Annotated in this window: 9 protein-coding genes and 1 pseudogene; 6 read left to right on the top strand and 4 right to left on the bottom strand. The window is 68.2% G+C overall.

Going from position 1 to position 12,694, the window contains the following annotated elements; genetic code table 11:
- Nucleotides 1–305 precede the first annotated feature (305 nt).
- The 3 genes from ACH4NX_RS38130 to ACH4NX_RS38120 all read left to right on the top strand — a co-directional run bounded on the left by ACH4NX_RS38130 (nucleotide 306) and on the right by ACH4NX_RS38120 (nucleotide 2,018).
- The gene (locus tag ACH4NX_RS38130; RefSeq protein WP_398130356.1) at nucleotides 306–530 is read left to right on the top strand and encodes a DUF6207 family protein; all 225 of its coding nucleotides are present in this window, start codon (nucleotides 306–308) and stop codon (nucleotides 528–530) included.
- Between the two features lie 238 nt (nucleotides 531–768).
- Entirely contained in the window at nucleotides 769–1,602 is an 834-nt protein-coding gene (locus ACH4NX_RS38125; protein WP_398130355.1) for a hypothetical protein, read from the top strand.
- Nucleotides 1,599–2,018, top strand: coding sequence for a hypothetical protein (locus ACH4NX_RS38120; protein WP_398130354.1), 420 nt, complete (start codon nucleotides 1,599–1,601; stop codon nucleotides 2,016–2,018). Before ACH4NX_RS38125 ends, ACH4NX_RS38120 begins: the two co-directional genes overlap by 4 nt.
- Before the next feature lie 1,239 nt (nucleotides 2,019–3,257).
- On the opposite strand, the gene ACH4NX_RS38115 is transcribed toward ACH4NX_RS38120, so the two are convergent.
- Nucleotides 3,258–4,189 (bottom strand): IS5 family transposase gene (locus ACH4NX_RS38115; protein WP_398130353.1). Its coding sequence is split into 2 segments (ribosomal slippage): nucleotides 3,258–3,830 and nucleotides 3,833–4,189, totalling 930 coding nucleotides; the frame shifts between segments, so codons are not numbered across the junction.
- Between the two features lie 883 nt (nucleotides 4,190–5,072).
- On the opposite strand from ACH4NX_RS38115, the gene ACH4NX_RS38110 reads away from it, so the two are divergent.
- Nucleotides 5,073–5,582, top strand: coding sequence for a hypothetical protein (locus ACH4NX_RS38110; protein WP_398130352.1), 510 nt, complete (start codon nucleotides 5,073–5,075; stop codon nucleotides 5,580–5,582).
- A gap of 158 nt (nucleotides 5,583–5,740) precedes the next feature.
- Here the strand turns inward: ACH4NX_RS38110 and ACH4NX_RS38105 are convergent, their stop codons facing one another.
- The 3 genes and pseudogenes from ACH4NX_RS38105 to ACH4NX_RS38095 form a co-directional block, all read right to left on the bottom strand.
- Entirely contained in the window at nucleotides 5,741–6,967 is a 1,227-nt protein-coding gene (locus tag ACH4NX_RS38105; protein ID WP_398130357.1) for an IS701 family transposase, read from the bottom strand.
- Nucleotides 6,968–7,512: 545 nt separating this feature from the next.
- Nucleotides 7,513–10,202: pseudogene (locus tag ACH4NX_RS38100) on the bottom strand (Helicase associated domain protein).
- Between the two features lie 33 nt (nucleotides 10,203–10,235).
- On the bottom strand, nucleotides 10,236–10,838 hold the full coding sequence (locus ACH4NX_RS38095; RefSeq protein ID WP_398130351.1) for a hypothetical protein: 603 nt from the start codon (nucleotides 10,836–10,838) through the stop codon (nucleotides 10,236–10,238).
- Nucleotides 10,839–11,132: 294 nt separating this feature from the next.
- Between ACH4NX_RS38095 and ACH4NX_RS38090 the strand changes: the two genes are divergently transcribed.
- Complete coding sequence (locus ACH4NX_RS38090) at nucleotides 11,133–11,261, top strand: hypothetical protein (RefSeq protein WP_398130350.1); 129 nt, start codon at nucleotides 11,133–11,135, stop codon at nucleotides 11,259–11,261.
- A gap of 190 nt (nucleotides 11,262–11,451) precedes the next feature.
- Nucleotides 11,452–11,607, top strand: a complete 156-nt coding sequence (locus ACH4NX_RS38085; RefSeq protein WP_398130349.1) for a hypothetical protein — start codon at nucleotides 11,452–11,454, stop codon at nucleotides 11,605–11,607.
- Nucleotides 11,608–12,694: the final 1,087 nt, after the last annotated feature.

Below are 12,694 nucleotides of genomic sequence, written 5' to 3'. Positions count from 1 at the left end.
GCCGCGTGGGGCTACCGCCAGGTCGGCCACTGGCGGCCGGCCGACGAGGAGCACGTCTCCCACATCATGCTGCTGACCCTCCCGGCTGCCGTCCATCAGGCCGGCCGGTGACCGCGAAGGGGACCGCGGCGGCCAGCGGTTGTCTGGGCGTGGTGGTCGGGACCGGGGCGGCAGCGCGGTGAAAAGTCCGAGGCCGCAGAGGCGGGCAGCGCAAGAGTTCGCTCGGGTGAAGACGGCGAATCAGCGGAACCCTTCGCTGCCGGCTGGACGTAGTGCCCTGCATGGAACGGATCAATGAGACACACGTGAGCGAACCGGGGCTGATCGTGGTCGATGTCGCGGACGACGGCACCGTTCTCGCCTTCCAGACGGCGCTTGCCGACCGGTGGGCGACCGCGACAGCCGACCGCACGACACGCGTCCCGGGAGAGTCCGGCGTGCGGCTGCGCTGCTACCTGGACCTGCGCCAGGAACTCACCGCCGTGGTCGCTCCCGCGGCCGGTTCGACCACGGAGCCCACCACACCTTGAGCAGGCTCGTCATGAGGCGGCGTCCTTCCCGAACAGGGGTACCCGCGCCACGTCGACGTCCGTGCGGACGCGGTCGGACGGGCCGGGTGCTGCCACCGCCGGAGCTCACCCGTTCGAGCGCTCACGCGGTCTCATTGTCTGGTTGTCGGTTTTGCTATGGCTGATCCGACTCCTGCCGCATTGTCAGTGCCTGGTTCTACCGTCGGTGCAACGACCTGCGACGTGAAGGCGGTGTGTGTTGGCGAATGTCGTCTGGCACAAGAACTTCCGGATTCTCCTGGATCTGACACGGCATGACCTTGACCATCCGGAGTTCCCCGGGCTGTGGGACTTGATCTACGCGACGGACCGCTTCTATGGTCGCCGCGGTGTGCCGGTCAGCGAACGGGACTTGCAGTGCGGGGGAGTGTGCCGCGACATGGGCGTCGAGGCTCCGATGCACCTGCGGATGCGCGGCGGCCGGCGCGAGGCCGTCCACGAGCGCCGCGAGGACGAAGAACGCCACACCGCCCCGATGAGCGACGAGCACAAGGCCTATCAGGATCGCATCCTGCGCGCCGCGCACGAGGGCGGCTTCGGCGGCGACAGCGAGGTTCGCACCCGGGTGGGCCGCACCTGGATCCAGACCGACACCCTCATCGAGGGCGCCGACGGCCGTCGCATCGGCTGGGAAGTCCAGCTCTCCACCATCGACGAGAGCGGCCTGCGCGGCGTCCGCGCCCGCGCTGGCAAAGCCGCCAAGAACGGCATCATCCCGGCCTGGCACACCGACCGTCTCGCCTACGCCCAGCGCAACGACACCCACTGGACCCGCAGCGACCGCCTCCCCGCTCACCTCATCGCCCGCAACGGCGACCTGCGCATCGTCTCCGGCTTCCGCGCTCTCGACTTCTGGCACTGCGACACCAGCGCCGTCTACCCCTGCCCCGCGGCATCCGGTGCTGCGGCAAGGCGCACGCCACGGCCAAGCCCCGCGACGTCTTCTTTGATGACATGGTCCGCCAGACCGCCGCTGGCACCATCGTGCCCATCCAGTTCCGCGCCGGAAAAACCGTGCACCGCTACTGGGTGACCAGCGCCGACCGCGACCGCCTGGCGGACCTGGACAGCGACGACACCCGCCTGCCACCTGAACGCGAGACCACGCCCGCGACCGGCGCCAGCCGCAACCGACCCACCTGCCAGCCGGTCCCCAGCCCGCCCGCCGAACAGGACCTGACCATCCAGGCCGTCCCTCTGGCAGTCCGTCCCCTTCTAACCGCACTGCCGGTGCAGCCCGCTGCACCGGCCGCCGAGACCGCACCTCCAGACCTCGAGACCGCACCTCCAGACCTCCAACAGCGCGAAGCCCCCACCCCGCAGGCGACCGACACCACGACGGGACTGCCCACCGAACTGATCACGCTGCAGCAGGCCGCCGACGCCGCCCACCACAAGCTCCAACAGTTCGACGACCACCAGGAGCGGGACATCCAGCGCCAGGCCTGACGCCAGGCCGCGGAAGAAGTTCAGGCCGCAGTGACGCGCTACGCCCGCACCAAGCGCCTCAACCGGTACGAGGTTGAGGCACGCCTGCGCCAGCTCGTACGGAACCCCACGCAGTAGAGCAGCTCTGCTCGCATAGGGTGCCCTCCGCGTGACCGACTACTGTCGCCTGCTGAGACTGGCAAGGCTGCGTAATGGCTGACGAAGCTCGCAGGTAAGTGACGTGCAGCCCACGCCCGTAGCCTTCCGCGAGGTTGGTGTCGCAGATCAGGCGTCGCCCGAAATCACGGGGGCATTATTGTCTCGCCCGGACGAGGGCCCCGTCTCAGCTTGCCGAGGCAGTTCGGTTCCGTGCGCGTAGGGGTTGCAGTCAGGGCAGCGTCGCATCGACTCGCTCCCCTCAGGGCCGTCAACAGAGACCCAGCGCATATTGAGGTCCGGTCCCTCGCAGGTCCCGCACCAGTCCGGCAGGGGTGGCGCCGGACGAGAAGAAGGCGGAGTATCGCCGATGATGGCGTGCCGCACTTGGGCCAGACTCAAGTGGAGGGTTGCCATGTCGCGGTGCGCTGGCGAGTTCGAGCTGGCCGTCTGTGAGCCACTCAACCGCGCGCGCCCCAAGGCTTTCCGCGGTCGCGAGGTGCTCGCTGGGCATAGGCATGAACGCAAGATCCTTTACGTCGGCTGGGTGTTTGGCGGCGGCGGTGCACTCCAACGGCGCTTGGCTGGCGTGCGCACGCTAGGAACAGGACGACTGGGACGAACGTTCACGGCGGGCGGTCCTACTTGGCGTCGGCGCTCCTGAGCCACGCAGAACATGCACTGGGGTCCCCCAGCTGCTGTTGCGTCGATCGGTGCGCCAGGATGCCGCTGACACCCTGTGCTCCGCGGCCGGGACAGCTCCCTAGCGATGACGAACGCCGCATGAACAAGATCCGCGACTTGCTGGAACGCCTCGTCGGGAGACCGGTAGTCAAGGTCCTGTACCGCGTGATTCAGCGCTCCACGAACCTCCATCAGCTTCCCGTGATCATACGGAGGTTCCGGCACCGCCCAGCGGTACTTGGACGCATTCTCTGCAGCCTTGACGTTGGGCCGGCCGATCCTGCGGCGACTGTTGCACAGCAGACAACGACTCCAGCCCTCCGGAGCCTCAGTGTCAACAGGGCCACTTGGATGATCCGCACAGCCGGTAGCGCTGCGGGCAGGGGCGAGGTTCCTCGCCACTAGGCACTGTTTCTCGGATCATGTGCGGAGCCAGACCATGAGGGCTGCGAGGGCGACGGTGCCGAGGTAGATGTAGGCGCGTTTCTCGTAGCGTGTGGCGACGGCGCGGAAGCCCTTGAGTCGGTTGATGGCACGTTCGACGGTGTTGCGCTTCTTGTAGTGTTCGCGGTCGAATCCGGTGGGCCGGCCGCCTTGGGATCCTCGGTTGTGCCGGTGCCTTTGCTGGTCGAGACGTTCGGGGATGGTGTGCCGGATTCCGCGTCGTCGCAGGTAGCGCCGGTTGCTTCGGGATGTGTAGGCCTTGTCGGCCAGCACGTGGTCGGGCCGGGTGCGGGGCCGTCCCAGTCCGGATCGGGGTACGGAGATCTGCTCCAGCACGTGCTCGAGCTGAGGGCCGTCACCGTAGTGTCCCGGTGTCAGAACGAAGGCGAGGGGCCGGCATCGTCCGTCGGCGGCGAGATGGGTTTTGGTGGTGAATCCGCCGCGGGAGCGTCCCAGGCATTCGCCGATCTGACCACCTCCTCCAGGCGGACGGCCAGTTTCCGCAGCACCGGATCGACCTGGTTCGTCCCCCGGCGTTCCCCCTTTTGAGCATCCAGGGCCGACGACGCCTTCCTCGCACCGGCGGCGTGCTGATGGGCCCGCACCGCGGTCGAGTCCACCGACACGTCCCAGTCGATCCCGCCCGCAGCATCCTCGGCGGCCTGGATACGAGACAGCAGCATCTTCCACGTTCCATCCGCTGACCAGCGGCGATGCCGCTTATAGACCGTCTCCCAGGGCCCGAACCGTTCCGGCAGATCCCGCCACTGCACCCCCGTCCGCACCCGGTAGAGCACTCCGTTGATCACCCGACGGTGATCGCTCCACCGACCTCCCCGCGCACCGCCAGGAGGTAAGAACGACTCCAACCGAGCCCATTCCGCGTTCGTCAGATCCCCACGACCCATGAAGCCAGCCTGACCCCAACACCCCGCTCAGGTCAGGAGATCCGAGAAACAGTGCCTAGTACTCCAGCCGGACTTCGGTGTATGTCCTGGTCAACGGCTTGAGGGTGGGGATTGTAGCGGGGTGGTGCTGGGTGTCGGGGTACGTCCTTCTCTGCCCAGACGCGAAGAATCGTGCCCACTTTCCGCGTCCCTCCGGGCCCGTGCATCCTGCGTCAGTGCTGTGGAGACGGTTGAAAGCGCAGGGGGTCAGCGGCCTGTCATAGGGTCCCAACATGAGTCCCCCAGTCCTTTCGGAGCGCCTGTGCCTCGCCTTGCTCGCCTCGTGACTACGCTCGCGGCCCCGCTGCCGTTTTCCGGGGCAGACGCAGCGCCTCATCTGGAGTCCCGGTCCGATTCGCTGCTCCTCGTACAGCGAGGGGACACAGGGCTGATCGTCCAGGAAGTCCAGCCGCTGGCCACGGCCTCGACTGTCTCCTTCCCAGCGCCCTGGCCTCGCCGGTTCGGCACGAGCGCAGCGTCGCCTGCCGCTGACCTCGTTGTCTTCGCCGGACCGCATGCACTGCGAGCCGTTGACCAGTCGGGAAGCCTACGGTGGGAAATGCGGCACCGCTGCTGGGCAGGCTGCGCGGGGCACACCGACTTCTCCGAGTACGTGGACGACAGGGACCACCGTTATGCCAACCGTGGCTCGGCCGGCTTCTCATCGGACGGGACGACCGTGTGGGCCCATGTCAACGGTCCTCTGGAGCACGACGCCCCGGACCACGACCGCGGGGAAGAGTGGCTGGTCATTGACGCCGCTGACGGCGCGGTGCTGGCCCGCACCCAGACTGGGACGGCTGCGGCGGGCTCCGTCCACGTTCCGCATCCGGACCCCGGCCAGATGGGTCTGACTATCGGAGAAGGCCAGGACGGGTCACCTCTGCGCTGGGGGAATTGGGATGGTCATGCCCTCATCGTCCACAGCTTCGGGGACGAGGACCGCGTCCTGCTGGGGGTGAGCCCGAGCGGAGACCGCCTGCTCACAGTGACCCATGACCAGGACGTTCTTGCCGTTCACCGGGTCGCCGACGGCTCCGTGGTGGCCGAACTGAACGCGGACGTGCTTCCCCCGCACCCCGCGTTCGAGGAGGAGGCCATAGATGACGAGGCGCAGGTGTTCTTCGACTACGAGGGCGGCTTCGTCGACGAAAGCACCATCGTCGTCGGGACCGTCGAGAGCGACGAGGAGTTCGGTACAGGCGGGCACTGGCTCGTCGACGCGGTTCACATGCGGCTGATCGACCAGATCACCTATCCCTTCGAGGTGCCCGTCCTGCCCAACACTCTCGGAGACGGCACCTGGTACACCGTGTCGGAACTCGACCAGGCCCTCCACATCTGGGCTCTGTAGCGACGCTGCCCACGATCAGGCGTCCCGAACGTTCGCGTGTACGCCGGCACCGGGTGAGGGGCGGGTTCGACCGGCCTGTCCCGCGAACGAATGACCACGCCGTGTGTAGTGACAGCGGCGGGCCCGGGCTTGGTGTCGGCGGCGCCATCTCGACCAGTTCATTGCATGGTTGCCCTGCCGAGCAGGACGTTGGCGGGTAGTTGCCAGTAGACGGCGGATCTCGGCTGGGGTGAGGTCCACGAGGTCGGGTGTGTCGTGACCGGCTCCCCCTTTTGGCGCTCTTGGGCGGCGGTGACGGCGAGAAACGCGTGGGCGAGCATGGCCAGGGTGACGTGCCGGTGCCAGCCGACGTAGCGGCGGACTTCGTACTGGTCCAAGCCGCATTCGTTCTTCGCGCTCTGGAAGCACTCCTCGATCTTCCAGCGGCACCCGGCGACCTGAACGAGATCGGCGACGGTGGCGTCCAAGGGAGCGGATGCGAGGAAGTAGGCGAGTTCGTCGGGCTTGGTGATGCTGCGGCGGGCGAGCATCCAGCGTTGCCGGGTAGGCTCGTCGCCGTCGAACTCCCAGACCGCCGGCAGGCGGGCTGCAGCCCAGTCATAGAGCCGAGGCCCTTTGGCGCCGTCGCCGCAGGAGAGCCGCTGCCATGCCTCGGCGGGGGCCTGGCCGATGAGGTGGTCGATGCGGGGGCCGTGGACCTGCTGGGACTTGGGCACGGCCATGACGTAGGACAGGCCGGCGTCCTCCAGAAAGCGCCGGAAGCGGGAGTCCTGTCCGTAGGCGGCATCGGCCGCTACCCAGGCGACGGGCAGGGGGCCGGCATGCGCGCGCAGGACCATGGTGCGGGCCAGCTCGTTCTTGGTCGCGAATGGGCGGTTTTCGGGGATGCGGGCTGCGCGGCAGCGTTCGGGGTCGTCGGTCCAGGACTTGGGGAGGTAGAGCTCGCGATCGACGAGAGCGTGGCCGCGGGCGGTGGCGTAGGCGGCGAAGACGCCGATCTGGCAGTTCTCGGTGCGGCCGGCGGTTCCGGAGTACTGCCGTTGCACCCCGGCGGAGGTGGTGCCCTTTTTGACGAAGCCGGTGTCATCAATGATCAGGATGCCGTCGTCGGTGCCGAGGTGTTCGGCGACGTATCCCTGCAGATCGTCGCGTATCCCGTCGGCCTCCCAGCGGCTCTTCGCCAGGAGATGCTGCAGCCCGTCAGGGGTGGGGTGCCCGGCGAACTCGGCCAGTTGCCAGGAGTTCTTGCGCCCCACGGGCCCGAGCAGCCCTCGCACGTAGTCCCGCATCCGGCGTCTGGGCTCGACGCGGGGGAAGCGGTGTCCGATCCGCAAGAAGAGTTCTTCCAGCTCTTGTTCCCACACGGAGGCGGATACGTCATCGATCACGTGCGATGGCTGTCCCCGTCGCAGTCACTACACACGGCGTGGTCATTCGTTCGCGGGACAGGCCGGGCGAACCCGCCCCTTACCCGGCACCATCCAGCTAGAATCCCCACCCTCAAGCCGTTGACCAGGACATACACCGAAGTCCGGCTGGAGTACTAGGAGCAATCTCCAGCGTACGTTTGACCTGCCGCTCCACCACAAACTGGTAAGAGCCCTCACGGCTAAGGACGACAACGTCATCGAGTGGGAACTCGCTGCCCTGCTGTAGACGGACCGCATCCGGTACCACGTCGAGGCCCGGGACGCTCACACCGCACAGCAGCGAGACCAGATCGAGGGCCGCGACTCGGTACTCATAGATCGTGCCGCCCCCACCCGTGCCGATTGAGGAAGCCCCCCTGCTCAACCGCTCACTCCTCATCCAGACGCGGGCCAGACGCGCAACCACGTCCTACCCTCGGGAATCTAAGGGAGACGATAAGTCTGGCGCTCCCAGGCAGGCACACAGACTTCCGCACTGGCCGACTCCCCTGCACGCAGTATCACGCCCAGTCCATGCCTAGCTTCGCGAGGGCGGCGAGCTGGTCGGTGTCCAGTCGATCCCGCCTGGATTTCGTGTTCGAAATCCATACGCCCAGCTTCACGGCCACCGGCTCCGCCTCACCATCAACCACGATCTGTTCGCTGTGCCCGCGAGGTACGGGCCGGTCCGCGCCTTCCCGCTCGACCCACTGCGTGAGGGCCGCCAGGCCCCGCTGGAACGCCGCCTGCGCCTTGCTCGGGAGCCTTGGTCGTGCGCGCGGCCACCGGAGCGGGAGACGGCGCCTCAAGGGGTTTGATGCCCAGCTTCGCTAGCCGCTTCTGCTGCTCGGGGAGGAGCTGCGCCCAGGTGCCCGGGTTCTTCTGCCGCTCCAGCCACCGCCCGATGTCATCGCCCTCGAACAGCACCCCGGGCTGGATCTCGGGCAGACTGCCGTCGGCGTCGACCAGGTCCGCTAGGACCCGGTAGTGCCGCTGCCAGTCCAGCGGCCACGGGCAGTTCCAGTCCTCATCGACCGCGGCCAGCTGCTGCGCGCGCACGGCGGCCCGCTCCGCGTCCTTGCCCAGGCCGCCCTTGCGGCGCAGGTTCGCCATGTGCTGGCCGACCGGGACCATCGCCTCGCCTTCGCCCCACACCGCGTCCTGACGCGGCGCGAGGTGCCCCATGGCCCGCCGGTAGGACCGCAGCGCGGCGAGCTTGGCCTCCCACGCTTCCTCGCCCGGCACCCAGAGCATCCCGGCCTCCGGCGCGTCCAGCAGGGTCTTGCGCCGGTCCTCCAGTTCCCCGGCCCGCAGCGCCTTCCGCTGCTGATGCACCCATCGGCCAAGCGGAAACGCCTTCGTCGCCCCTACTTCAACCTCGACGTCGTAGGGCACGGCGTAGACCGGTGATCTCGTTCTCTGCCCGCCAGCGGATCAGGGCCTGGTAACCCTCCAGCCACACCAGCGACTCCGGCCGGTAGACCCGGGTGCGCAGGAACGCGGCGATGGTCGCGGCGTCGCGCGGGCTGGAGAAGTGGAGCAGGGCCGCTTCGGCGGCGGCCTGCGTGTCGTCGTCCTCCTGGTCCTCGCCGTCGACCTCCCCGCCGGCCCCGACGATCCGCCCCTCTTCGTCACGCCTCACGTGGACCTTGCGCTTGCCGCTGGTGAGGGCGCGGGAGGCGAGCTGATCGACGAGTCGTTCGTCATGCGAGCGCAGGCCCTGGAGGACCGCTACAAGGGGGCGGAAGCTGGCACTGGCGACCATGTCGGTCGGGTCCTCGCCGGGCTCCAGGAACACCGGCACGATGATCCTGGCCACCTTCGTGCTGCCGTCCTTGTTGAGGCGGAGCGCCCGGCCGATGTTCTGCACGATTTCCACCTGGGAGCCGCGGGTGTCCGCGAAGCAGATCGAGTCGACTCCCCGTTCGCCGGTGATGTCGACTCCTTCTCCGAGCACCCGAACGCTGGCGAGGAAGGCGCGGTGGACCCGGCGCCCGGCCGCGTCGATGCCGTTGGCGAACTGGCGCAGGACCTCGCGCCGCTCGGACACGAGGTGGTCGCCGCACAGTCACGCCGACCACACCCGGTCCGGCGGGACGTGGCGGCCGGCCTCCAGCTCGTAGAACTCCGCGTCGATGGAAGACGCGGGGAGCTCGTCGGCGGCGGCCAGGTCCTCATCGGAGGCGTCGTTGTCGTACAGCTCGGCAGCCGTCTCCGGGAGCCTCTCCGCGAACGCGGCGGCCTCCTCCACCTTCTGGTGGAGAACGTCATGACGGTCTTGAGGTTCCACTTCGCCGCGTGCTCCAGGAGCGCGGTCTGCAGGAGCGCCAGGCGCCGGCCCCGCCGGGCTTCCTCGGACTCGCCGATCACGGGGGAGGGGTCGCGGATCTCCAGGACGTCGATCTCGAACCCCGCGAGGATCTCCCGCTCGATCGCCTCCGACAGCCCGAGCTCCGCGAGCCACGCGCCGTAGGTGCCCTCCGGGTCGTCAGCCATGGTCGCGATCTCCGCATCCTGGCCCTCCGCGCCCTTCTGCGGGCGGGCCGCGGCGAGGATGCGCGGGGTCGCGGTCAGGTAGAGCCGGAAGTCCGCCGGGATCCGCTGGTTGTCGTGGATCGCCGCCCACGGACGCCCAAGATCACCAGCGGTTCCGTGCGCCTCATCCACGATGGCGAGGTCGAAGCCGTCCATGCGCTGGCCGTAGAGCCGCTCCCCGCCCGCCAGAGCAGCCTCCAGCGGCCCACGAACCTTCAGCCGGCCCTTGGGAGCGTCGACGTCCTCACGGTCCACCAGAGAGGCGTACGTGGCGAACACGACCACCGGCCCGTACCCGGCCCACAGGGCGAGCTGGATCGCGTTGGTGGTGGTGCGCACCCCCAAGCGAGTTGAGGACCGCGTCGTTCTCCAGCGAGCACACCGCGACCATCGGCGCCCGGTGGCCCACCAGGCGCCACGCCTGGGCGGTCTGCGCGAGCAGGTCCAGAGTCGGCACCATGACGAGGATCCGGCCGTCCGCGAACGACTCCAGCGCGCACGCGGCGGCCATGATCGTCTTACCCGATCCGGTCGCTGACACAATCGTGCCTCGGGCGCCCTGCGGGGGCACAGATGACCTTGCAGGGAATCCCACCCACCTACGAAACGCGGACCGCTGGTCTACCTGGTGTTCCTTGAGAATGATTCTCCGAAACTTCCGGCACCCTCCCTCTATCTATTCAAAAAAGCCGACTTGCATTTCTGACCCTTACGCAGGATTCTTTCCAGCCCAATACAAGGCAGTGTCGACATCGCGCGCGGTCCAACCGTCTGCGCACCCTCCGCTGTGGTTGAGGAGGGTGTCGAGGAGGTCCATGTAGCGGCCGTAGCGGCCCGAATCGTCCGTGAGGGTGAGTCCGAGGGCCTCGACGGCGCGCTGGACACGCCGGTCGTAGACGGCCATTCGCCTGGGAGCCGCCGCGGTCAGGATGGCCGACGCGAGAGCGTCACCCCTGACAAACCCGGGCAGGACCGAGATGACACTGCGCGCCGCCCGAGCTGCCTCGCCGCGAGAGAGACTGAGGTCCTGGACCAATGCGACGGCCTGCTCGGTGATGGCTCGCACCCGGCTGTCGGGCAGCGACATGAGAGCCGTCACCCAAGGTGTCTGAGCGGAGAGCCGCTTCCATACGACCAGGGCCGCGATGTCCGTCTTACCGAGACTGCCGGCCCGCTCGACGCCGTGTGCGACATCCCAGAAGACCTCGTCATAGTGAGGTGAAACAGACGCCAGATAGGCGGCACGTGCCGGGACCAGTACGTCCCATGCCGGATGGCAGGATGAAGCAGACTTCCGTCTGGTCGAATCCACGCGCTTCATCTCCTGAGAGGTGATGGGTCGGGGGTACGGTGTGTCTCACATCTCTGCCAACAGTACATGCTGCATCACATTGATGCGCGCTAGGACCAACCTGACTGGAATGAGCGCATACTCCCTTTCGAGCGAGCCAGATTTTCGCGCCTTGAGGCCCGACACGGCGGGAGGTTCCATTGCGCCAAGGTCTGCCGTTACGTTGGGAGTTGTTCGTGCCCCCGAGCAGGGGGTCAGGGCGCCCCGCCCTGTCAATCAGGCAGGGCGGGGGCCTGGTCCAGAAGGGGTATGAACATGAGTGATGACCGTAGGTCGCCTCGCCGGGAACGGCTGGCTGCCGAGTTCGCGAAGCGGATCGTCGTGGCACTGAGCGCGCGTGCTCTGTGGACGGTGATCGTGGAGCTGATGCGAGGCGACAGCTGATCCCTTGCCAGGGGCGGGGTGCTTGCCCCCTGCGAGCCCTGCCCGCCGGCCCCGCTCGGGCCTTCAACTGAAGGCCCGAGCGGGGCCGGCACAGTACACACCCCCACCCCATCTCCTCGCCGCAGCAGCCATGGTGCTGTGGACAGGGTCCGCAGTCTGGACCGGCTGGCAGACACCCGGGAGCCGGCAGATGTGGGTGTCCGTCCTCCTCCTGGCCGTCTTCACCGTTCTCCTGGCCACCGCGACTCTCTCCCTGCGGCGCCTCACCGTCCCCGCGACCGGCCGGCCCGCGCACCACGCTGCCCCGCACAAGGCGCCGGCCACCCGCCGTCACGCCCCCGCCTGAAACCCCGTCACCCTGCCGGCGCGATTCCCGGGTAACCGGGTGGCATGCAGACACGGGAGCGGTCAGTCGAGTGGTGGTCTCGACGGTGGGTGCGCTGGGCGGTTGTAGTGGCCGTCTACGGGGCGGCCGCGGTGGTCTGGCGCACCATTACAGGCAGAACGTGGCTCGACGCGCTTGTCTTCGCGGTTCTCGTGGCCGTGGTCAATATGGTGACGCAGTGGGTGGCGAGCCGGGCCAAGAGAAAAGCAGCAGCGCGTGACGGCTGAGTTGCTTGCTGAGTGAGCCAAGCCCTCACCCTCCGTGCCCTTGCTGCTCGGGCGGGGCCGTTTGTGGCGCACAGTGCTCTGGATGTCATGAGTCGTTGTACTCATGCGTGGTGGTCTTCCCGCGGGTCACACTGCCTTGGTCGTGACAGATCATCGGGAGGGGCAGGCGTGATGAGTGCGCGTAGGACCGTAGCAGTGGCGTTGTTGGCGGCTTTCGGTGCGGTGGGTGCAGGGGCGGTGCCGGCTGCGGCGGATGGTGGTCTTCTTCCTCATCCCGGGCCTGAGGGTTTGGTGTGGGTGCCGGAGTGGACGGGTGATGGCGGGGTCGCGTCCGGTGGGGCGTGGGAGGGGCTGCCGACCGTGCTCACGGTCGCCTGTGAAGGCGGAGGCGGTGTGGCGGTGACGATGGAATCGCAGCGGGCACGCGTGGCTGAGTTTTCGGTGGACTGCCCTGCCGCCAGAGCGGGTGTGGGCTCGGTGACCATGGACCCCGGGGTCATGCAGCGGGGTTCTTTCACTGTGGGCGTTGACGCCTCGAGTGACAGTGTCCGCTGGGCTCTGACTGTGACCCAGCCCGAGTAGAACTGTCCCCCCAGCACCCGCTCCTCGCTGCCCGGGCCGCAGGCCCGTTGCCGTTCGGGGCCGTAGGCCCCGCGCTCCGGGAGCGCAGCGGACGGAGCGTCACCGGCCCGGCGCAGCCGGGCCGGTGAGCGGGACGCGCAGCGTCCCGCTCCGCTCACGCGGAGCGGGAGCGCAACACCCGCGCGCAGCGCGGGTGTTCGCTTACATATCGCGCAGCGATATGGTACCCGCTCCGCGGG

Source organism: Streptomyces sp. NPDC017225 (assembly GCF_044331465.1).
In the GTDB taxonomy this organism is placed as follows: domain Bacteria; phylum Actinomycetota; class Actinomycetes; order Streptomycetales; family Streptomycetaceae; genus Streptomyces.
The sequence above is the reverse complement of the archived record's forward strand: the minus strand, read 5'-3'. Positions and strand labels throughout refer to the sequence as shown.